The sequence below is a fragment of the Hyphomicrobium sp. genome, from assembly GCF_019744875.1.
Lineage (GTDB): Bacteria > Pseudomonadota > Alphaproteobacteria > Rhizobiales > Hyphomicrobiaceae > Hyphomicrobium_C.
Map to the genome: position 1 here is coordinate 478,608 of NZ_JAIETU010000003.1, position 20,368 is coordinate 498,975.

General features: G+C 64.5%; 19 protein-coding genes. 10 read left to right on the forward strand and 9 right to left on the reverse strand.

Annotation, left to right across the window (positions count from 1 at the left end; translation table 11 throughout):
- The 5 genes from K2Y42_RS09150 to K2Y42_RS09170 all read left to right on the forward strand — a co-directional run bounded on the left by K2Y42_RS09150 (position 1) and on the right by K2Y42_RS09170 (position 5,178).
- Positions 1-318, forward strand: coding sequence for a sarcosine oxidase subunit delta (locus K2Y42_RS09150; RefSeq protein ID WP_291151351.1), 318 nt, complete (start codon positions 1-3; stop codon positions 316-318).
- A complete protein-coding gene (locus K2Y42_RS09155; RefSeq protein WP_291151354.1) occupies positions 318-3,305 on the forward strand; it encodes a sarcosine oxidase subunit alpha family protein in 2,988 nt (995 codons plus the stop codon). The genes K2Y42_RS09150 and K2Y42_RS09155 overlap by 1 nt, the downstream gene beginning before the upstream one ends.
- Positions 3,298-3,882: a sarcosine oxidase subunit gamma family protein gene (locus K2Y42_RS09160; protein ID WP_291151357.1), complete on the forward strand. Its 585-nt coding sequence runs from the start codon at positions 3,298-3,300 to the stop codon at positions 3,880-3,882. Before K2Y42_RS09155 ends, K2Y42_RS09160 begins: the two co-directional genes overlap by 8 nt.
- A 114-nt stretch (positions 3,883-3,996) precedes the next feature.
- On the forward strand, positions 3,997-4,545 hold the full coding sequence (gene fae / locus K2Y42_RS09165; RefSeq protein ID WP_291151359.1) for a formaldehyde-activating enzyme: 549 nt from the start codon (positions 3,997-3,999) through the stop codon (positions 4,543-4,545).
- Positions 4,546-4,656: 111 nt separating this feature from the next.
- Positions 4,657-5,178, forward strand: a complete 522-nt coding sequence (locus K2Y42_RS09170) for a histidine phosphatase family protein (RefSeq protein ID WP_291151362.1) — start codon at positions 4,657-4,659, stop codon at positions 5,176-5,178.
- 104 nt (positions 5,179-5,282) lie between these two features.
- Here the strand turns inward: K2Y42_RS09170 and K2Y42_RS09175 are convergent, their stop codons facing one another.
- From K2Y42_RS09175 to K2Y42_RS09190, 4 genes are all read right to left on the reverse strand, one after another.
- Positions 5,283-5,636 (reverse strand): response regulator, encoded by a 354-nt coding sequence (locus K2Y42_RS09175; protein ID WP_291151365.1) that lies wholly within the window; start codon positions 5,634-5,636, stop codon positions 5,283-5,285.
- 244 nt (positions 5,637-5,880) lie between these two features.
- Positions 5,881-6,723, reverse strand: coding sequence for a response regulator (locus tag K2Y42_RS09180; RefSeq protein ID WP_291151368.1), 843 nt, complete (start codon positions 6,721-6,723; stop codon positions 5,881-5,883).
- Between the two features lie 124 nt (positions 6,724-6,847).
- Positions 6,848-7,441: a sigma-70 family RNA polymerase sigma factor gene (locus tag K2Y42_RS09185; protein ID WP_291151371.1), complete on the reverse strand. Its 594-nt coding sequence runs from the start codon at positions 7,439-7,441 to the stop codon at positions 6,848-6,850.
- Positions 7,442-7,663 (reverse strand): NepR family anti-sigma factor, encoded by a 222-nt coding sequence (locus tag K2Y42_RS09190; protein ID WP_291151374.1) that lies wholly within the window; start codon positions 7,661-7,663, stop codon positions 7,442-7,444.
- Between the two features lie 671 nt (positions 7,664-8,334).
- On the opposite strand from K2Y42_RS09190, the gene K2Y42_RS09195 reads away from it, so the two are divergent.
- The 3 genes from K2Y42_RS09195 to modA all read left to right on the forward strand — a co-directional run bounded on the left by K2Y42_RS09195 (position 8,335) and on the right by modA (position 11,913).
- Positions 8,335-9,243, forward strand: coding sequence for a diguanylate cyclase (locus tag K2Y42_RS09195; protein WP_291151376.1), 909 nt, complete (start codon positions 8,335-8,337; stop codon positions 9,241-9,243).
- Positions 9,244-9,394: 151 nt separating this feature from the next.
- Complete coding sequence (eat, locus tag K2Y42_RS09200; protein WP_291151379.1) at positions 9,395-10,885, forward strand: ethanolamine permease; 1,491 nt, start codon at positions 9,395-9,397, stop codon at positions 10,883-10,885.
- A gap of 221 nt (positions 10,886-11,106) precedes the next feature.
- Entirely contained in the window at positions 11,107-11,913 is an 807-nt protein-coding gene (gene modA, locus K2Y42_RS09205) for a molybdate ABC transporter substrate-binding protein (protein ID WP_291151382.1), read from the forward strand.
- A gap of 13 nt (positions 11,914-11,926) precedes the next feature.
- Here modA and K2Y42_RS09210 read toward each other — a convergent pair whose 3' ends face one another.
- A complete protein-coding gene (locus K2Y42_RS09210; RefSeq protein WP_291151385.1) occupies positions 11,927-12,334 on the reverse strand; it encodes a LysR family transcriptional regulator in 408 nt (135 codons plus the stop codon).
- Between the two features lie 206 nt (positions 12,335-12,540).
- On the opposite strand from K2Y42_RS09210, the gene K2Y42_RS09215 reads away from it, so the two are divergent.
- A complete protein-coding gene (locus K2Y42_RS09215; RefSeq protein ID WP_291151388.1) occupies positions 12,541-14,121 on the forward strand; it encodes a bifunctional aminoglycoside phosphotransferase/ATP-binding protein in 1,581 nt (526 codons plus the stop codon).
- 86 nt (positions 14,122-14,207) lie between these two features.
- On the opposite strand, the gene K2Y42_RS09220 is transcribed toward K2Y42_RS09215, so the two are convergent.
- Complete coding sequence (locus K2Y42_RS09220) at positions 14,208-17,387, reverse strand: multidrug efflux RND transporter permease subunit (RefSeq protein WP_291151391.1); 3,180 nt, start codon at positions 17,385-17,387, stop codon at positions 14,208-14,210.
- A 72-nt stretch (positions 17,388-17,459) separates the two neighbouring features.
- Positions 17,460-18,641: an efflux RND transporter periplasmic adaptor subunit gene (locus K2Y42_RS09225; RefSeq protein ID WP_291151394.1), complete on the reverse strand. Its 1,182-nt coding sequence runs from the start codon at positions 18,639-18,641 to the stop codon at positions 17,460-17,462.
- A gap of 265 nt (positions 18,642-18,906) precedes the next feature.
- On the opposite strand from K2Y42_RS09225, the gene K2Y42_RS09230 reads away from it, so the two are divergent.
- A complete protein-coding gene (locus tag K2Y42_RS09230) occupies positions 18,907-19,464 on the forward strand; it encodes a TetR/AcrR family transcriptional regulator (RefSeq protein WP_291151397.1) in 558 nt (185 codons plus the stop codon).
- Between the two features lie 58 nt (positions 19,465-19,522).
- Here the strand turns inward: K2Y42_RS09230 and K2Y42_RS09235 are convergent, their stop codons facing one another.
- Entirely contained in the window at positions 19,523-19,918 is a 396-nt protein-coding gene (locus K2Y42_RS09235) for a DUF930 domain-containing protein (RefSeq protein WP_291151400.1), read from the reverse strand.
- A gap of 153 nt (positions 19,919-20,071) precedes the next feature.
- Positions 20,072-20,323 (reverse strand): hypothetical protein, encoded by a 252-nt coding sequence (locus tag K2Y42_RS09240; protein WP_291151402.1) that lies wholly within the window; start codon positions 20,321-20,323, stop codon positions 20,072-20,074.
- Positions 20,324-20,368 lie beyond the last annotated feature (45 nt).

Below are 20,368 nucleotides of genomic sequence, written 5' to 3' on the forward strand. Positions count from 1 at the left end.
ATGAGAATCGCTTGTCCCTACTGCGGTGAACGCAGCCTCGATGAGTTCGTCTACTCCGGCGACGCAACCGTAACGCGTCCCGACGCCGCCAGTCCGACGGCGATGGAGGACTTCGTCCGCTACAGCTTCGAGCGCACGAACCCGCCCGGCATGCACCGCGAGCTCTGGTATCACTCCGCCGGCTGCCACGCCTGGCTGGTCGTGACCCGCGGCGTCGCCACGCACACTATTGCTTCCGTCGAAGTGGCTCGCGATGTCGCCCGCGCGGCGTCTCGCACCTCAAGCGACCCTGCGGCTCCAGCCAAGGACCCTGCATAATGGCGCATCCGACCCAACCCAACCGGCTGTCCTCGGGCGGCCTCGTTGACCGCACGCGCACGCTGTCGTTCACGTTCGACGGCAAGACGTACACCGGCCATCCCGGCGATACGCTCGCTTCCGCTCTCATCGCCAACGGCGTGATGCTGACGGGCCGCTCGTTCAAGTATCACCGCCCGCGCGGCATCCTGACGGCCGGCTCCGAAGAGCCGAACGCGCTGGTCGAACTGCGCGAGGGCGCGCGTCGCGAGCCGAACACCAAGGCCACGATGGCTGAGCTCTACGGCGGCCTCTCGGCACGCAGCCAGAACCGCTGGCCGTCGCTGTCGTTCGACGTCATGTCGATCAACTCGCTGCTGTCGCCGGTCTTCGTTGCGGGCTTCTACTACAAGACGTTCATGTGGCCGTCGGCGCTTTGGGAAAAGCTCTATGAGCCGGCCATCCGCCGCGCCGCGGGTCTCGGCCGCGCTGCAGAGACGCACGATCCCGACATCTACGAGAAGGCGACCGCATTCGCCGACGTGCTCGTCATTGGCGGCGGTCCTGCCGGCCTGATCGCGGCCCTGGCGGCCGCGCGCTCCAAGGCTCGCGTCGTCCTCGTCGACGAGAACGCATCCCTCGGCGGCCGCGCCGTCGACGACGCTTCCGAGATCGACGGCAAGCCCGCCCGGGAATGGGTGGACGCCGCCGAGCGCGAGCTTTCGGGCCTCGAGAACGTCCGCATCCTTCGCCGCACCACGGCTTTCGGCAGCTACGACGGCGGCACCTTCGGCGCCATCGAGCGCGTCAGCGACCACTTGGCCGCCGCGCCTGCGGGCGTTCCCCGCCAGCGCGTGTGGAGGATCGTCGCAAAGAAGACCGTGCTGGCCTCCGGCGCCACCGAACGCCCGCTCGTGTTCGGCAACAACGACCGGCCCGGCGTCATGCTGGCGGGCGCTGTGCGCACCTACATCAATCGCTTCGGCGTTCTGCCGGGCAAGCGCGTCATCGTCTTCACGAACAACGACTACGGCGCAACAACCGTCACCGACCTCAAGCGCGCAGGCGCCGAGGTCGTGGCCCTGGTCGACACGCGGCCGCAGCCTTCCGAGATGACCAAGCGCCTGGCCGGCGAAGCGCAGACGCGCCTGATTTCCGGCGGCGTGATCGTTGGCGCGCTCGGCCGTCACGGCGTCACGGGTGCCGTGATCCGCACCAACTCCGGCGACGAGGTCAAACTCGACTGCGATCTGATCGCAGCCTCCGGCGGCTGGAACCCGAACATCCAGCTCGCGACCCACCAGGGCGCAAAGCCCGTCTGGAACACGACCTGCCATTCGTTCCTGGCGGGCGTGCTGCCTCACGGCATGTCGAGCGCAGGCGCCGCGTCTGGCGCGCTCAGCCTCGACAAGGCGCTCGCCTCGGGCGCGGCCGCAGGTTCCGCCGCGGCCTCCGAAGCAGGGTTCGCAACCGTGCCCGTCTCCGTTCCGGATGCGCGCGCCGAAAGCGAAGCCATCACCCCGCTGTGGCGCGTGGATAACCCGCGCGGCAAGGCCTTCGTCGATCAGCAGAACGACGTCGCCACCTCCGACATCGTCCTGGCGGAGCGGGAAGGCTTCCGCGCCGTCGAGCATCTGAAGCGCTACACCACGCTCGGCATGGCGACCGACCAGGGCCGCACGGCCAACGTCAACGCCATCGCCATCATGGCGGAAATCACCGGCCGCTCCATCCCGGAGACCGGCATCACGATGGCGCGCCCGCCGTACACGCCCGTGGCCGTCGGCGCGCTCGCCGGTCATCATCGCGGCAAGACGTTCAAACCGACGCGCCTGCCGCCCTCCTACAAGTGGGCCAAGGAGCAGGGCGCCGTCTTCGTCGAAACCGGTCTCTGGTTGCGTCCGAGCAGCTTCCCGCGTCCCGGCGAGGGCGACTGGCTCGACACCGTCAAGCGCGAGGTCAACACGGTCCGCAACGCCGTCGGTATCTGCGACGTGTCCACGCTCGGCAAGGTCGACGTCCAAGGCACCGACGCGCTGGCGTTCATCGAGAAGCTCTACTGCAACGGCTTCAAGACACTCGGCGTCGGCAAGGCCCGCTACGGCTGCATGCTGCGCGAAGACGGCATGCTGCTCGACGACGGCACGTGTGCCCGTCTCGGCGAAAACCACTTCTTCATCACCACGACCACCGCCAACGCCGTCAAGGTGGTCCAGCACATGGAATACTGCCACCAGTGGCTGTGGCCCGAGATGGACGTGCAGATCACGTCCGCGACGGAGCAGTGGGCGCAGTACGCCATCGCCGGACCCAAGTCGCGCGATCTCATCCGCCGCGTTGTCGATGCCGAGTTCGACGTCTCCGACGCCGGGTTCCCCTACATGGGTGTCGGAGCGATCACGGTCTGCGGCGGCATCAAGGCGCGCCTGTTCCGTCTCTCGTTCTCGGGTGAGCGGGCCTATGAACTCGGCGTCCCGGCGCGCTTCGGCGACGCCCTCATGCGCCGCCTCATGGAAGCGGGCAAGGATCTCGGCGTCTGCGCCTACGGCACTGAAGCACTCGGCGTCATGCGCATCGAGAAGGGCCACATCAGCGGACCGGAGCTGAACGGCACCACCACCCCACGGGACGTCGGCCTCGGCGGCATGGTGTCGTCGAAGAAGGACTTCATCGGCAGCGTGCTGGGCAAGCGCCCGGGCCTCGTGGATCCGCAGCGCCCCGCGCTTGTCGGCTTCCGCCCCGTCGACCGCTCAGACCGCCTTCGCTCGGGAGCTCATTTCATCCCGCGCAACGCAATGGCCTCCGCGACTGTCAGCGAAGGCCACATGACGTCCACCGCCTACTCGCCGTCCAACGGACACTGGATCGGCCTCGGCTTCTTGAAGAATGGCGCCAACCGCATGGGCGAAATCGTGCGGGCCTACGACCCGGTGCGCAATGGCGACACGCTGGTCGAGGTCGTCTCTCCGGTCTTTGTTGATCCTGAAGGAGGTCGCGTCCGTGGCTGAACCAGCACTCGTCGCAAGCTCGGCGCTTCTGCACTCGCCGCCGATCAACCACAAGAGCCTCACCGTCGCCGCGCGCGAAACGCTGACGATGGCGAGCATCGGCGCAACCTCCGGCAAGCTGGACGCGCTGAAGGCGGCGATCCAGAGCGCCTACGGCGTCGCGCTCCCCGACAAGCCGGGCCGCGTCGAAGGCAATGGCATTGCTTTCGTCTGGGCCGGCCCCGGCCAATGGCTCGCCGTAGCCGAACGCGGGCCGTCGCGTGACCTGGAAGTCGAGCTCAAGGCCGCGCTGCCGGGCCTCGCCTCCATCGTCGATCATTCCGACGGCCGCGTCGTCATGCGCATATCGGGCCCCCGCGCCCGCGACGTACTCGCCAAGGGCGTGCCGATCGATCTCGACCCGCGCGCGTTCCGCCCAGGTGACGTCGCCATCACGCACGCGAGCCACATCGGCGTTATTCTCTGGCAGCTCGACAACGCACCCACGTATGAGGTCGCGCTGTTCCGCAGCTATGCCGACAGCTTCGCCCATTGGATCGAAGAAGCCGCCGCCGAGTTCGTATCGGCACGCGACTAACCACCGCCGCCGGCACCACGATCGCGCCCCGCGCGATCGGCCGGACGATTTTTCACATTCGAACCGTAACCCTTTCGCGGGCGAACAGGCCGCGTCAGCACACAGGAGCCGCACATGAGTGGACGAATTGGAATTAGAACGGGCGAAGCACTTGTGGCCGGTGGCCCTCCGTTCACGGCCGCAGAGCCGGAAGTTGCCATCGGTGAAATGGACGGGCCCCTCGGCACCGCCTTCGCGAACCTTCTCGGCAACCAGGTTGTCGGCCACAGCCGCGTTCTGGCCCTGCTCAACACCGACGTCATGGTCCGCCCGGCCACGCTCTGCGTGAGCAAGGTCACGGTCACCAGCGAGCGCTACACGAACATCCTGATGGGCACGGTGCAGTATGCCACCGCCATGGGCGTGCTCGACGCCGTGCGCAACGGCGACATCCCCAAGGACAAGGCCAACGACCTCGGCATCATCGTGTCGCTGTGGCTCAACCCGTCCATCGTGACCGTCGAAAAGCTCGATCACAAAGCCCTGTTCGACATTCATCGCGAGGCCACGTCGCGCGCCATCCACAAGGCGATGTCGAACGAGCCGTCCATCGACTGGCTGCTCGAGAACCAGGACAAGATCGTGCACAAGTACTTTGAAAAGGGCCTCAAGGGCGAACTCTAATCGCTCCCGCGCGCCAAACGACGCGGGCCCAAACTGGCGGGCGCAGGATTACTGTCCTGCGCCCGCCAAAGATCAGCTTGACGAACCGCAGCGAACCGCCATGCTGTTCAAATGCTGACGCTTTCCCTTCTTCGCCACGCCAAATCGAGCTGGGCCGATCCCCAACTCGACGACCATGACCGCCCGCTGGCCAAGCGCGGCGCGAAGGCCATTCCGCTGGTTGCCAAGTTCATCCGGCACGAAAAGCTCCGCCCCGATCTGATCCTGTGCTCGGACGCGATGCGCACCCGCGCAACGCTCTCCTTGCTATTGGCGGAGCTGGGCGCACCCACCCCGCGCGTGATCTACGACGACGCTCTATATCTGGCGCCGCCCTCCGTGATCCGCGGCGTCATCGCGGCGTCAGCGACCAGCGAACCGCACGTTCTTGTCGTCGGACACAACCCGGGGCTTCATGCACTGGCGCTGGAGCTCGTCGGCCACGGAGAGCGCAAGCTGCTCTCAGCCCTCGCGCAGGAGTTTCCGACCGGCGCCCTCGCGGTTCTGAATTTCCAGGCCGCCGCCTGGGCGGACATCGCAGGGTCGACCGGAAACCTCGAGCACTTTACGACGCCGCGCCGCCTCGACGCGTGACGGCAGACGCTCTGCGCGATCGCACGCACATGGCACAAAATGCGCCAGCGCGACCATGTCCTCCAAAGATATCGAGAGATGCCGATCAGGCAGGCAGAGCCCTGTCACTGCCCCGGCTGAAGCAGATCCGTAACCAGCTTCCGCACGGCTTCGAAATCGAACGGCTTAGAAACCGTCACGTGGTCACGGAAATCATCCGGCACCGCGTGCGAGCCGTGGCCAGTTGCGAAAGCAAAAGGAATCCCCTGCCCCTGCAGCGCGCGCGCGACAGTGAAGCAATCGTGATCTCCGAGCGTCACATCCAAGATCGCCGCGTCGATATCGGTCGACGCGACAAGCTCCAGCGCCTGGCTTTCCGAGTGGGCGGGACCGACGGTCTCATGCCCATATTCAGAAAGAAGATCGCCGAGCATCATGGCGATGAGCGCCTCGTCATCGACAACAAGAACACGCGCCATTCAGGTTCCAATTCTTAGCGGCGAAAGGCTAGGAGGCGAAACGGCTGGAATTCGGGGAACGCAATTTCCCGGCTGGCAACAACCAACTTAGCGAGAACCAGACTTAATCGACCTTAGGAGGATCAATCTGTCCAAGCATGAAATTGCATACGCTTGCCGTACCCAAGGCTGACAAGCGCAGTATACCACCTATTTGGAAAGAAACCACCATTCTGCCCTGCGTTCAGAACGAGCGACGACGAACCTACGTCCTCGCCCGCCCTCCGGCAGCCGCATAGCGCCCGCCGCTATCGCTGTCCCCCGTCGCATCCGGGAAATGCGCACTCGTGCCGAAGAACAGCGCCTGGCTGACGAGCGCCCGCACCGTATTGGGCTCGAACGGCTTCGTGATCAGGAACGTCGGCTCGGGGCGTTCACCCGTCAACAGCCGCTCAGGGAACGCAGTGATGAAGATCACCGGCACGGTGAACCCGAGCAGGATCTCGTTGACAGCATCAAGTCCGGAGCTTCCGTCGGCGAGATGGATGTCGGCGAGAACGAGACCCGGCCTCTTCTTGCGCACTTCCGCCAGCGCCTCGCGATGCGTTCTGGCGACGCCGGACACGCGATGCCCCAGCCCCTTCACCAGCGCCTCGAGGTCCATGGAAATGAGCGGCTCGTCCTCGATGATCAGCACGTCCGTCGCGGTCTGCTCGGCGATCTGCTCGCCGGCTTCCTCGATCAGCCGCGTAACCTCATCGGCGGAGGTGCCGAGAATTTCGGAGATCTGCTGCGTCGTGAAGCCCTCAACGGAGGCGAGCAGAAACGCCTGACGCGGCAGCGGCGTGATGGCCTCGAGGCTCTTGTCGGCCTGGGTCTTCGGTTCGACAGGCTCGCGATTGAGGCTGACCGAGTTCCATACCTTGAGGAAGCACTTGTAGAGGCCGACGCGCTTCAAGTGCCCTTCCGGGAAGCTCGCGGGATCGGCGACGAGCGTCTCGAGCACCGCCACCACGTAGGCATCACCGCTTTCCTGGCTGCCGGTGAGCGCGCGGGCAAATCTCCGCAGATACGGAAGTTGCGGCGCGATGGTCTCAGCAAGCGACATGGAAGTTCTCTCCCTACATGGCAGACGTGTTGGATTGGCCGAGGCCCGCGGCCCCCAGCTTAACGCAAAGCGCCGGCAAAAGTTCCACAAGAGCGTGAAACTCCGCTGGCGCAGGATAGACGACCTAGCGGCCGCGCGCCGTGCCTTTTTCGTGGGCCGGCTCCTCTGCGGTAGTCGCGCCCTCCGGGTCGGCCTCAACAGCGGAGCGCGCCTGCGCCGCGCCACCCTTCTGATCGTCGTCTCCGAGCAGTTCCACGAGGCGGTTGCGCGCCCGGTTGACACGGCTCTTGATCGTGCCCACCGCGCATCCGCAGATTTGGGCCGCCTCCTCATAGGAGAAGCCCTCGGCACCGACAAGCACCAGCGCTTCACGCTGATCCGGCGGGAGCGTACCCAGCGCGGACCGGAAGTCCGCCATGTCGAGATGGCCGTACTGCTCCGGCTGCACGGCGAGCGAATTCTGATACTGCTCGTCCGGGTCGTCGACCTCGCGGCGAAGCTTGCGATGCTGCGAGAAGTAGACGTTGCGAAGAATGGTAAAGAGCCAGGCCCGGAAGTTGGTGCCGGGCGTGAACGAATCCCGGCTGTTCCACGCCTTGACCAGCGTTTCCTGCACGAGGTCGTCGGCGCGCTGCGGATCGTTGGCGAACGATCGCGCGAAGGCGCGCAGATGCGAAATGGCGCCGACGAGAGCTTCTTCGAATTCAGGTCCTGCCATCTAGCTCTTGCCCGTCTTTCCTGAGCCTTCCGACTGCTTGAGCTGGTCGAGAAGCTGCAGAAATTTATCGGGCACGGTCTCCTTGACCACTTGGTCGTAGCTCTCGCGCAGTTTGCGACCCAAAGCACCCTGAATGGCGGCGTCGACGCCCGCGGTTTCAGTGCTTTCGTGGTCTTCGGCCGTGGCACTCTGAGCCGGTCCGACCGATTTAGACGTCGTCATTGGCATTCATTCCCTCGGAACCTGTCAGCGTCACACACCTCCCGAACGCGCCCGGCGGACCCACCGGACGTGTTAGCGCTTTGTATTCGCGGGAATTCCTATACCCACCGACAATCGGCGGACCCGCACGGGCGCCGTCTTGCCGTATCAAATCCACTCTATTCAGGGTAGTACCCGCCCACCAGCATGATCCGCCAAAACGGATATCCGGCCAGAAAGTTCCAGGGGGACTGTTGGACGAGTGATCGACGAGTGATCCGGGTTCGGTTGCATGGGCGAGACGGCTGCGACCATCTTGCCACCCACGGACAATGGAACCGCCCTCAAGGCCCCACGTTAACCCCATGCTCCCAGGCTCGCCGTCAGGCACCTGGAGCCCGAAGCGCAAACCGCTTTGGATTGCGGGCGCCACTCGCACCCCCTCCCCGACCCTAGAGCACGAGTGGCGTCTCGCTTCGTGGTGCCGGCAGACAGCTCCCTCCCGATCCTGCTGTCGGCACCACTCCCTCCGGGCTTTCCCTAAGTTCTACAATGTCTTGCGCGCGGGCCAAAACACAAACCGTTGGCTCCGTTGTGCGTGTATGCCGGACGGCCGTAAGCCTCCGGTAATCACATTTTCACGAACTGCCCGCATACTCCCACTGCTGACAATCCAGAAAAAGCAGTAAAGCATGCATGTCGTGATCGTCGACCCGAGCCGTGTCGTGCAACAGAAGCTGGCCATCGAGCTTCAGGCAGCCGGCTGCTACGTCGACTGCTTCTCGGCGTCGGATCTTGCGCTCCAGTACATCGAGACGACGCGCAGCGTCGACGTCGTGCTGACGAGCCTCGAAATCGAACCGATCCCCGGCCTCGAGCTCTGCTGGAACCTCAGAACATTTGTGGGCGCAGCACGCCCCCTCCACATCATCGTCATGTCCTCGAACACGAGCGAGCGCGCACTCGCCGAGGCGCTCGATTGCGGCGCCGACGACTTCACCGTCAAGCCGGTGCGCCACGAGGAACTGACGGCACGCCTGCGCGCCGCCAACCGCATCATCACCATGCAGCGCCAGCTCGTTGAGCAGGCGAGCACCGACTACCTCACCGGCGCTCTCAACCGCCGCGCCTACATGGCAACGGTCGAGCAACGGCGCAGCGAACTGGACGAGGGCGACAACCTCGCGCTCGCGCTCCTCGACATCGATCGCTTCAAGAGCATCAACGATCAGCACGGCCACGACGTCGGCGACGAAGTCATCTCGGCGGTCGCGCGAATCGCCGGCGAAGAAGCTCCCATCGTCGCGCGTTTCGGCGGCGAAGAGTTCGCACTCGCGTTTCCGGTGCTAGATGCTCCGCAGGCTGCACATTGGTGCGATGTCATCCGCCGCGCCATTTCAGAGACCGAATTCATCGGATCGAACGGCCCCTTCCACATCACGTGCAGTTTCGGCGTCGCCGAATGGCCGGCCGGAGAGACGCTTCGCAACGCGTTGAAGCAGGCTGACAAAGCGCTGATGCTCGCGAAGTCCAGCGGACGCAATCAAGTGATCGTTGCCGACTTTGCGACGATTGAACCGGTGCGAATTTCGGCGGCTTGATCGTTTTTTGTGCACTCCAACAAATGATTGCTGCAAAGCCGCAATTATCTTTTTTACAAAGCGATTGTTCGTCTTTGCGAAGCGAATGAATGAAATTGTCCCGCGCCTGACCTACTCTCCCAGAGCGATCTAACCTTAAGGGGAGCGTAAGATGGAAGGACATTCACAAGGCGTCACCTACGAGAAAGTTGACGACGCCTACTTCAAAGCGCGTGGATTACGGCGTCATGCCGGCGTGTGGTCGTTGTGGGCGCTCGGCGTCGGCGCGGTGATCTCGGGCCACTTTTCGGGCTGGAATCTCGGTCTCGCGCAAGGCGGTTGGGGTGGCATGTTCATCGCCACCATCGTCATCGCCACTATGTACCTCGGCCTCACGTTCAGCCTCGCTGAAATGAGCCCGGCCATGCCGCACACCGGCGGCGCCTACTCGTTCGCACGTACCGCCTTCGGTCCCTGGGGGGGCTTCCTGACCGGCTTGGCGGAAAACGTCGAGTACGTCATCACTCCCGCCGTCATCGTGTTCTTCATCGGCAGCTATGCCGCCGCCATTCTCGGCGCGCCGGCCGAAACGCAACCGCTGTTTTGGATCGCGTTTTACATAATTTTCGTGACGCTGAATTACGTCGGAGTGGAATTGTCGTTCCGCTTTTCGTTGATCATCACGATCCTGGCGCTGCTTTGCCTTGCCGTGTTTCACTTGAGCGCGATTGGGCACATCGACTTCAGCCGCTGGGCCCTGAACATCGCGCCCGATGGCACCGAGCTGCCGGAAGGCAACGGTCCGTTCCTGCCGTTCGGCAGCTACGGCGTTCTTGCCGCCCTGCCGTTTGCGGTCTGGCTGTTCCTTGCCATCGAGCAGTTGCCGCTCGCCGCCGAGGAATCCGTCGATCCGAAGCGCGACATGCCGAAGGGCATTCTCGCCGGCATGTTCACGCTGCTGGTCTCGGCGTTCCTCATCCTGACGCTCAATCCGTCGGTGAACGGCGTCGGCTCGCACAAGCTCGGCGCTTCGGGCGAACCGCTCCTTGACGGCTTCCGCGCTCTCTACGGCACGGAAATCGCAACCCTGCTCGCCATCGTCGCCCTCACCGGCCTAATCGCGAGCTTCCACACCATCATCTATGCCTACGGCCGCCAGATCTACTCGCTGTCGCGCGCCGGCTACTTCCCGCGCGCTCTGTCCATCACCCACGGCGAGCGCAAGACCCCACACATCGCATTGTTTGCCGGCGCAATCTTGGGCCTGGCCGTCATGCTGATCGTGTGGTTCGCGGAAGGCGCCGACAAGGGTGCTCAGCTCATCGGCGGCACGCTGCTCAACATGGCCGTCTTTGGCGCCATGTTCTCCTACGTCATGCAAGGCCTGACCTACATCAAGCTGAAGCGCGACTTCCCGACCCTGGAGCGTCCTTACAAGAGCCCGGTGGGCATTGCGGGCGCAGCCGCCACGGTGATCATCGCCTTGGTGACGATCTACATGCAGTTGCAGGATCCCGTGTACCGCGTCGGCGTCTACTGGGTTGCCGCCTGGTTCGCCATCGGCGTGCTCTACTTCGCGCTCATCGGCCGGCACAAGCTGATCCTGTCGCCGGAAGAAGAGTTCGCTCTGACGAAGGGCGAGAAGGCTTACGCGACGCACTGATCGACACGCACGTGACATTCTGACGGAAGCTCGCGGGCGGCTCAGCCTCCGCGAGCTTCTTTTTTTGCCCGCGCCCTCTGCAAAGACACGCGCACGTTCCAATATCTTCGCCACCTGAACCCGCGTTTGGCGGCGCGCGCGCCCTCAGGCGAGCACATCCTTGACAAGCCGCCCGGCCCATCGCTGTATCGCCGCAGATACAGCCAGACAGGACATGCTCCATGAGCCGGACGCTTCGATTGACGATCGCACTGCTCGCCCTCGCTTTCGTGGGCGCCCCACTCGCGCGCGCCCAGGACGCCCGCCCCGCCGCGGAAGCTGCCACCGCGACGAAGCCCGTCGTCGTCTTCGCCGCCGCAAGCCTCAAGAACGCGCTCGACGGCATCGCCAAGTCGTGGGAGGCGAGCACGTCGAAGAAGGTGACGCTGTCGTTCGCCGCCTCGTCCGCGATCGCCAAGCAGATCGAATCCGGCGCACCGGCCGACCTGTTCATCTCCGCCGACCTCAAATGGATGGACTGGCTCGCCGAGCGCAAGCTGATCGACGCGGGATCGCGCAAGACCCTTCTCGCCAACACCCTCGTGCTGATCGCACCGAAGGACAGCACCAAGACGCTCAAGATCGAGAAGGGGTTCGCACTTGCCGAAGCTCTGGGCGACGGCCGTCTTGCCATGGGCGATCCGAAATCGGTTCCGGCCGGTACGTATGGCAAGGCCGCGCTCGAGGCGCTCGGCGTCTGGGACAAGGTCGCGGAAAAGGTCGCCGGAGCCGAGAACGTGCGCGTGGCCCTGACTTACGTGGCCCGCGGCGAAACTCCGCTCGGCATCGTCTACGGCACCGACGCCAACAGCGAGCCCGGAGTGAAGGTGCTCGACACCTTCCCCGCCGACAGCCATCCGCCGATCGTATATCCCGCCGCGCTGACGGCCTCGTCGGCGAACGCCGACGCCAAGGCCTTCCTCGACTATCTCTCGTCTGCCGAAGCAACGAAGATCTTCGAAGGACAGGGCTTCACCGTCGTCAAGTAAGGCGCCGCGCGCCTCAGACGTCGTGAAAATCTTGCTCGAAGGCCGCCAGCTCCGCGCACGCCGCGGCGGCTGCGCGGTCTTCGATGCGTCTGTACGCAGCCAGCAGCGCCTGCCCGAATTCCGTGAGCTGCGCCCCGCCGCCGTGAGCGCCGCCCGCCGCCGTCGTCAGGATCGGCGTCTTGAACAGCCGTCCCAGCTCGTCCGCCAGGATCCACGCGCGCCGGTAGCTCATCCCGAGATCGCGCGCCGCCGATGAAATCGATCCCGACCGCGCGATGGCATCCAGCAGGTCCGCCTTGCCCGGCCCGATCTGCCGATCCGAAGAAAACACGATCCGAAGCCGGAGCGTGGCGCGCGACAGCGGCCCCTTCCGAGCGAGTTGCTTGCGGGACGCCGTCGCGGAGGAGATTTTTTTTGCCATCGGGAGGTCGAATAGATCTGTGAGCAATGTCTGGTGCCGAAGTCTAGCCCCCACCGCTCACGGAAGCGAGGCCGATCGCTGACGTTGTCCGCAGAGATCGCCCCTTGCCAGATCCCTCTTGTCATATGTCCGGTTCTGGACGATGCCCGGGGGCCGGGGATACGCCGCCGGCCGCTCCTCGACCCCGCCTCACTTGAAAGAACGCCATGGCACGGGAACGTCTGGTCCATAAATTCGCCGAGACTTCGAACGAAGAGGCCGAGCTGATCGGCTTCCTGTTCAACCCGTATTCCTATCCCGAAGGCGTCGACAACGTATCGCTGATCGAAACGCATGCGGCCCGCGTGTTCCTGGCCGGCCGCAAAGCGATCAAGATCAAGAAGCGCATCCGCCTTCCCTTTCTCGACTTCACGACGCTCGCACTGCGCCACGCGGCCCTGAAGCGCGAACTGGACTTGAACGCCTCCCACGCACCCGACATCTACGGCCACCTCATCCACATCGGCCGCAATGCGGACGGACGGATCGCGTTCGGCGGCGAAAGCATTATCGACTACGCGCTCGTCATGAACCGCTTCGACCAGAACGATCTCCTGGCGCATCGGGCCGACACCGCCCCCCTCCAGCCCCCGCTGGCCAAGGCGCTCGCCGATATGGTGGCGCGTTATCATCGCAGCATCGCGCCGGTGCCCGATCTTTCCGGCGCAAAGGTCATGCGCGACACCGTCCATCAGCTCGCCGACGCGCTGACGGGGGCCGCTCCGCGCTCCATCGCCCGCGTCGTCGAACGGTTTTCAGACATGAGCCGCGACGAGACCGCCCGCCTCGCGCCTCTGCTCGACGAACGCAGCGAGACAGGCCTCGTTCGGCGCTGCCATGGCGATCTCCATCTCGGCAACATCGTGCTGATCGGCGGCCATCCGACCGCCTTCGACGCCCTCGAATTCGACGAGCGGCTCGCCACGATAGATGTGCTCTACGACTTGGCGTTCCTGCTCATGGACCTCGACGTGCGCCTCGATCGCCCCGCGGCCAACGTCGTGCTCAATGCCTATGTCGCAGCCGCGCCGACAGGCGGCGAAATCGATGGACTGCGGGCCCTGCCGCTGTTTCTCGCAACGCGCGCCGCCGTGCGCGGTCTCGTGGCTCTGGAGGGCGCACTGCAACGGGCCGAAGGGCGCGATGCCCACCTGATCGCCGTCGCCCGCTCCTACATCGCGGCCGCCAATGCCTACCTTGAGCCGCGTCCGCCCGTGCTCGTGGCCATAGGCGGCCTCTCGGGCACGGGGAAGTCGACCCTCGCCGCCAGCCTCGCGCCGCAGATCGGCCCCGCGCCGGGAGCTCTCAGCTTGCGCACGGACATCGAGCGCAAGCGCATGTTCGAGGTTCCGGAAACGCAACGCCTGACATCCGACCACTACTCGGAAGAACTTTCCGACGACGTCTACGCCGTGATGTATGCGAAGACGGCTCGCGCGCTGGCCGCCGGCCACGGAGTTATCTTCGACGGCGTCTCGTCCAAGCCCGCCGAGCGGGAGCGCATCGCCGAAATTGCGAGCGAAGCCGGTGCCACGTTCCATGGCCTCTGGCTCGAAGCGTCGCTCGATACGCAGATCGCGCGCGTCGAAGCTCGCCACGACGACGCCTCTGACTCTGACGCGGCCGTCGTTCGCGCCCAGTTCGAACGCGACGTCGGCCCCATGACGTGGACGCGCATCTGCTCGAACGGGACAGCCGCTGACACCCTCGATCGCGTGCGCGCCGTGCTTGGCATCGCCGCGCCCTAGACGTGTTGGGCTCATCCCGAGAACGGCGATGGCGAGCAGACGTGCACCAATGAAAAAACCCGCCGGACATGTCCGGCGGGTTTTGTCTATTCAGCAGGAGAAGGGGCAGCCGTCGCTTCGACTGGTTTCGGCTTGCGGGAGAACGCCCCGCCGAGCCAGCGGCAGACCACGTAGAAAACCGGCGTGAAGATGAGGCCGAACACCGTAACGCCGATCATGCCCGCAAACACCGCCGTACCGAGCACCTGACGCAACTCGGCGCCGGCGCCTGTCGCCCACACGAGCGGAACCACGCCCAGAATGAACGCCAGCGACGTCATGATGATCGGCCGCATGCGCAGGCGAGACGCTTCCGTCGCCGCGGCGAACCGGCTCTTACCCTGCGCTTCGAGCTGGGCTGCGAACTCGACGATGAGGATCGCGTTCTTGGCCGCGAGGCCGATCAAGACGATGAACCCGACCTGGGTCAGAATGTTGTTGTCCTGCCCGCGCATGATCACGCCCGTAATCGACGCGATCAAGCTCATCGGCACGATCAGGATGACCGCGAGCGGCAACGTCAAGCTCTCGAACTGCGCCGCCAGCACCAGGAACACGAACACCACGCCGAGCGCGAACGCGAACACGGCCGTGTCGCCCGCCCGGATCTGCTGATAGGCGAATTCCGTCCACTCGTAGCTGAAGCCCTGCGGCAGCGTTTCAGCCGCGAGCTTCTGCATCAGGTCGATGGCCTGACCTTGCGAGTAGCCGGGCGCGGCTGCGCCGTCGAGTTCGGCCGCCGGATAGAGGTTGTAGCGCGGAACGCGCGACGGGCCCGAGATATCCTGCACCGTCGTGAACGTGCCGAGCGGCACCGCATCGCCCGCCGAATTTCGCACCCGGATTTTGAGCACGTCCTTGCTGTTGTTGCGGAAGTCGCTGTCCGCCTGCGCGGTCACGCGAAATGTGCGTCCGAGCAGGTTGAAGTCGTTGACATACGCCGAGCCGAGATACGTCTGCAGCGCCGTAAACACATCCGTGACATTGACGCCGAGCATCTGCGCCTTGACGCGGTCAATGTCGAGATAGAGCTGCGGCGTGGAGGTCTCGAACATCGAGAACACCTGGCTGAGACCGGGCGTTTGCGCCGCCTTCGCCATCATCGCGCCGACCGCCTGCTGCAGCGCCGCCGGTCCGGCCCCGGCCCGATCCTGAATCATCATGCGAAAACCGCCGGCGCTGCCGATGCCGCGCACGGGCGGCGGCGCGACGACGAGCACCATCGCGTCCTGGATGGTCGAGAACTTGGCCAGCAGCGCCTTCTGGATCGCCTGCGCCGAAAGCTCCGGCTTGCCGGCGCGCTCTTCGAACGGCTTCAGCGTGACGAACACCGCGCCTGAATTCGAGGCGTTGGTGCGCGTCGCACCGGAGAAGCCAACGATGTTCACCGCATGCGCCACGCCGGGCACGTCGAGCGCCAGTTCCACGGCGCGCTTGTTGACCTCGTTGGTGCGCGCGAGCGACGCCGCGGGCGGAAGCTGGGTCACCGTGATGAGATAGCCGCCGTCGACGGCCGGAATGAACCCGATCGGCGTCTTGCGGAATTCGTTCATGCCGAAGGCGAGCAGACCGGCATAGAGCACCAGCATCACGACCGCGAAGCGGACCATGCGCGCCACCAGCCACGAATATCCGCCCGCGAGCTTGTCGAAGCTCCAGTTGAACATGCGGAAGAAGGCATTGAGCGGCAGCATCAGCCAATTCTGCTTCTGATGCCCTTCCGCATGTGGCTTGAGCAGCATCGCGCAGAGCGCCGGAGAGAGCGTCAGCGACACAATCAGCGAGATCACGGTCGCGCCCGCGATCGTCAGCGCGAACTGGCGATAGAACTGCCCGGAAATGCCGGTAATGAATGCGGACGGCACGAACACGGCCGAGAGCACGAGCGCGATGGCGATCAGCGCTCCGCCCACTTCCTCCATCGTGCGATACGAGGCCTCGCGCGGATCCATGCCCAGCGCCATGTTTCGCTCGACGTTCTCGACTACGACGATCGCATCGTCGACGACGATGCCGATGGCCAACACAAGCCCGAACAGCGACAGATTGTTGAGCGAAAACCCGAAGGCCGCGAGCAGGAAGAACGTGCCAATCAGCGAAACCGGAATGGCCACGATCGGAATGATCGCCGCCCGCCACGTCTGCAGGAACAGGATCACCACGAGCACGACGAGCACAACCGCCTCGAGGATGGTCGTGATCACCGCGTCGACGGACTGCTGGATGAACTCGGTCGGGTTGTAGACGATGTCATACTTGAGGCCATCGGGAAACGAGTGGGACAAGTCCGCCATCGTCGCCTTGATCCGCTCCGCGGTGTCGAGCGCGTTCGATCCCGGCAGCTGGAACACGCCAAGGCCCACGGCGGGATTCTTGTCGAGATACGAGTTGAGGCCGTAGTCGAGCGCCGCAAGCTCGACGCGCGCCACATCCTTGAGCCGCACCACCGACGAGCCGACCTGCTTCACGATGATTTCGGAAAACTCGCCCGGATCGGCGAGGCGGCCCTGCGTCTGCACGGCCACCTGGAACGCGCCGGGCTGGTCGACGGGCGGCTGATTGAGAACACCCGCCGCCACCTGCACGTTCTGTCGCTGCAGCGCCGTGGTGACGTCGTTGGCCGTCATCGCCAGCGATTGCAAGCGGTCCGGATCGAGCCAAACCCGCATCGAATAATCGCGGCTGCCGAACACGGTGATCGAGCCCACGCCCTCGATGCGGCTCAAAACGTCGACCACGTTGACGCTTGCGAAATTCGAGATGAACAGGGTGTCGCGCGACTGGTTGGGCGAGAACAGATGCACGACCATCAGCATGTCGGGCGACGCCTTCGCCACCGTAACGCCGATGTTGCGCACGTCGGCCGGCAGGCGCGGCTGAGCGATCGCAACGCGGTTCTGCACCTGAACCTGCGCCGTATCGAGATCGGTGCCGAGGTCGAACGTCACCGAGATCGTGAAGCGTCCGTCACCCGTCGAGTTCGACGAAATGTACAGCATCCGCTCGACGCCGTTGATCTGCTGTTCGAGCGGTGCGACGACGGTCGAGGCCACCACCTCGGCGCTGGCACCCGGATATTGGCCGGAGATATTGACGACGGGCGGCGCGATCTCGGGATATTGCGCGACAGGCAGCCGGCCGAGCGCCACCGCACCGACGATCACGAACACGATCGAGATGACGCTGGCGAAAATCGGTCGGTCGATGAAGAAGTGTGAAAGGCGCATGATCTGCCTGCCGCTGTGAGCGAGTTCGAAAGCCTGGACCGGTCACGCAACCACGCCCGCGGCGAGAATGGATCAGTTCGTGCCGACGACCGCGTCGCCCGAGTGATTTTCGGCGGTCGCCTGTTCGGGCGTCACCTTGATGCCGGGCCGCACGCGCATCAGGCCGTTGACGACAACCTGATCGTTCGCGTCCAGGCCTGCCGTGATGACGCGCATGCCGTCGACGACAGGCCCAAGCGTGACGTACTTCGGCGTTGCTACGTCGTCCTTGGAAACGGAATAGACGAACTTGCGCACCTGTTCGGTGCCGATGGCGCTATCGGGAACCAGCAGCGCCACGGCCGGCTTGGCGATGGCGATCTGGATGCGCCCGAACATGCCGGGCGTAAGCTTTCCGTCCGGGTTGTTGAACTCGGCGCGGCCGCGGATCGTGCCCGATGAGCGATCGATCGCGTTGTCCACGAAGTCGATCTTGCCCTCGTGCACGAAATCCTTCTCGTCGATCAGCTTGAGCTTGACCGGCAGCGACATGCCGCGATTGGCATCGCGCGAGGTCGCGGCGGTGGCGGCGCCCACGTACCGGAGATAGGACGCCTCATCCATGGTGAATTCGAACCGGATGGGATCGATGGACGCGACCGTGGCCAGCAGCGTCGAATCCGTCGTCACGAGGTTGCCGATCGAAACGCGCCGGTCGCCGATGCGCCCCGAAATGGGAGACTTGAGTTCGGTGAACTGGAGATCGAGCTCCGCCTGCCGCACGGCCGCCTTCTGCGCCGTGACGGACGCTTCCGCCACGCGCTTGGCCTGCGTTCTCTGATCGAGAGTCTGTTGCGTGATGGTCGTGCCGCGGACGAGGCTTTCGCCGCGCCTGAGGTCGGATTCGGCGAACGCGAGATTGGCCTCGGCCTGCTCATGCGCGGCCTTCGCCTGATCGAGCGCGGCCAGGAACGGCCGGCGGTCGATGGTGAACAGCGGATCGCCCGCCTTGACGAGCTGGCCGTCCTTGAACGCGATCTGGTCCAGATAGCCGGACACGCGCGCGCGAACCTCGACGAAGTCGAACGCGACGAAGCGGCCGACGTATTCGTCGTAGTCGCCGACGAGCTTCTTGATCGGCTTGGCCACCGTCACCTTGGGCGCCGGAGGAGGCCCGCCGGCCTGGCCGGCCGGCTTACCGTCGCCGCACGCCGTCAGCGCGAGCGAGGTAACGAGCGGAATCACATAAAAAAAACGCGATGCACGAGGCGACATAAATCCTCCAGCGCGAAGCAATTCTCGTCTCGGACCTGAAGCAGAATGAGCGGGCAAAAAAGGGATGCCTGCGCCGGAATTCCGAGAATCAGACTACGAACCTTGCAAAGCGAATTTGATCCGATGACAAAGTGGAATCACTTGTGTTAGGACGTTACTGACCGGTAACACCCCACTAGGTACCGATCGGTAACAATCCAGTCAAGAGCGGATGAGCAGTCAATTGGTTCAATTTGGTCGCACCACTGAGGGGACGGACAGTCCCTTGCCACCTCCGCGGGAGCGCATCCTGGCCGCGGCCCGTGACCTTTTTTATCGCCACGGCGTGCATTCGGTCGGGGTCGAGACGATCGCGGAAGCCGCCCAGACCAACAAAATGACGCTCTACCGTCATTTCCGTTCCAAGGACGACCTGGTCGCGGCCTACGCCCGGGAGCTTGCGGCCGAAGGCGACGCGCTGTGGATCACACTCGCGGCAAACTACCCCGATGATCCCTGCCGCCGTCTCCAAGGCTGGGTCGATCACGTCGAAGAGATTCTGACCAACCGCTTTGAGCGGGGCTGCGCGATGGCCAACGCTGCCGTCGAGCTTCAGCCGGGCCATCCCGCCCGCGCCGTCATAGAGGACTACAAGCAGCGCAAGCGCGAAAACCTCGTGCGGCTGTTCAGCGACGCACGCTACCGGGATCCGGAAACCCTCGCGGACGAAGTGTTCCTGCTGTTCGAAGGCGCCCGCATCAGCATCCAATGCGGAGGCCAGGGTCCGGCCTCCCGCGTCGTCAAGATGCTCCGCGATCTGCTGGATCGCGCCCCCCGAGCGTAGCTCGGTTGCGCATCGAGAGCGTAGCTCGGTTGTGCGCCGATAGCAGCGCTCTAGCCGCCTAGCGCCAAAGCCCCACCTCTTCCCAAGTGTCCGGCGGAATCTCCTTGCCGAGCTCGAAGGTGAATTCCACCGCCTTGAGCTGATCCTGCGAAACAGTGCAGTTGAACGAAAGCGCATACCAATGGCCGCCGGCGCGAACCGCCGCCCCCTTGGCCGAGACCGAGCTGCCTTCGAATTTCGAGCGCTTGAAAATGTCCGGCATCAGCCGGTCCGCCTTGGAGAGGCGCTTGTCGCGGCGCACCGCATCGAGCCCCCTCACGACGCACACCTGATGAGCGCGCTCCTCAGGTTCGAGCTTCATGAGCGATCGCTCGAGCGAACCTGCGGCTTGAACGGCCCCCGCCGTACCCACCATCGCAAACGCCATCACGAGCTGAAATCGCGCTTTTGGCATTGCTCCCCCTTCTTCTTGTTCGTGCGGAAGGGACCCAAGGACCAAGGAAATGTGGCCTTAATGAGCAGCCCCCCGAGCGTGGACGAGCGAGCACTGAATAGAAGGCAAATCAAGGGAGGCAAACTTGGTGGCGGGAAGCTCGGCCGCGGGGGCCTACGAACGGCCCTCGCCGCCCGGCTCCTGCTGAGGCGGATGCTGGTCCGGGCTCATCACATTTCCAGAACCCACATGCCCCGCAGCACGCAACGGATCGACCCCGCTTTGCTTCCGCCGCTCCTGCTGCGCCTCTTCGGCTTCCTCGAGGCTGCTGAGCTTGTCGATCATGCGCCACGGCATCGGGCGCTGCACGACCGCGTCATAGACACGGTGTAGCGCACCTCCCAGATATTTCATGAAATCCGCCATTGCCACAAAACTTCCCGGCACTGGCAAAGTTCCAGCGCCTCAGGG

Excerpts from the sequence above, each read along its gene's own strand:
- K2Y42_RS09150 (WP_291151351.1), top strand. The coding sequence starts at position 1 with ATGAGAATCGCTTGTCCCTACTGCGGTGAACGCAGCCTCGATGAGTTC.
- K2Y42_RS09155 (WP_291151354.1), top strand. The coding sequence starts at position 318 with ATGGCGCATCCGACCCAACCCAACCGGCTGTCCTCGGGCGGCCTCGTT.
- fae (WP_291151359.1), top strand. The coding sequence starts at position 3,997 with ATGAGTGGACGAATTGGAATTAGAACGGGCGAAGCACTTGTGGCCGGT.
- K2Y42_RS09170 (WP_291151362.1), top strand. The coding sequence starts at position 4,657 with ATGCTGACGCTTTCCCTTCTTCGCCACGCCAAATCGAGCTGGGCCGAT.
- K2Y42_RS09175 (WP_291151365.1), bottom strand. The coding sequence starts at position 5,636 with ATGGCGCGTGTTCTTGTTGTCGATGACGAGGCGCTCATCGCCATGATG.
- K2Y42_RS09180 (WP_291151368.1), bottom strand. The coding sequence starts at position 6,723 with ATGTCGCTTGCTGAGACCATCGCGCCGCAACTTCCGTATCTGCGGAGA.
- K2Y42_RS09185 (WP_291151371.1), bottom strand. The coding sequence starts at position 7,441 with ATGGCAGGACCTGAATTCGAAGAAGCTCTCGTCGGCGCCATTTCGCAT.
- K2Y42_RS09190 (WP_291151374.1), bottom strand. The coding sequence starts at position 7,663 with ATGACGACGTCTAAATCGGTCGGACCGGCTCAGAGTGCCACGGCCGAA.
- K2Y42_RS09195 (WP_291151376.1), top strand. The coding sequence starts at position 8,335 with ATGCATGTCGTGATCGTCGACCCGAGCCGTGTCGTGCAACAGAAGCTG.
- eat (WP_291151379.1), top strand. The coding sequence starts at position 9,395 with ATGGAAGGACATTCACAAGGCGTCACCTACGAGAAAGTTGACGACGCC.
- modA (WP_291151382.1), top strand. The coding sequence starts at position 11,107 with ATGAGCCGGACGCTTCGATTGACGATCGCACTGCTCGCCCTCGCTTTC.
- K2Y42_RS09210 (WP_291151385.1), bottom strand. The coding sequence starts at position 12,334 with ATGGCAAAAAAAATCTCCTCCGCGACGGCGTCCCGCAAGCAACTCGCT.
- K2Y42_RS09215 (WP_291151388.1), top strand. The coding sequence starts at position 12,541 with ATGGCACGGGAACGTCTGGTCCATAAATTCGCCGAGACTTCGAACGAA.
- K2Y42_RS09220 (WP_291151391.1), bottom strand. The coding sequence starts at position 17,387 with ATGCGCCTTTCACACTTCTTCATCGACCGACCGATTTTCGCCAGCGTC.
- K2Y42_RS09225 (WP_291151394.1), bottom strand. The coding sequence starts at position 18,641 with ATGTCGCCTCGTGCATCGCGTTTTTTTTATGTGATTCCGCTCGTTACC.
- K2Y42_RS09235 (WP_291151400.1), bottom strand. The coding sequence starts at position 19,918 with ATGCCAAAAGCGCGATTTCAGCTCGTGATGGCGTTTGCGATGGTGGGT.
- K2Y42_RS09240 (WP_291151402.1), bottom strand. The coding sequence starts at position 20,323 with ATGGCGGATTTCATGAAATATCTGGGAGGTGCGCTACACCGTGTCTAT.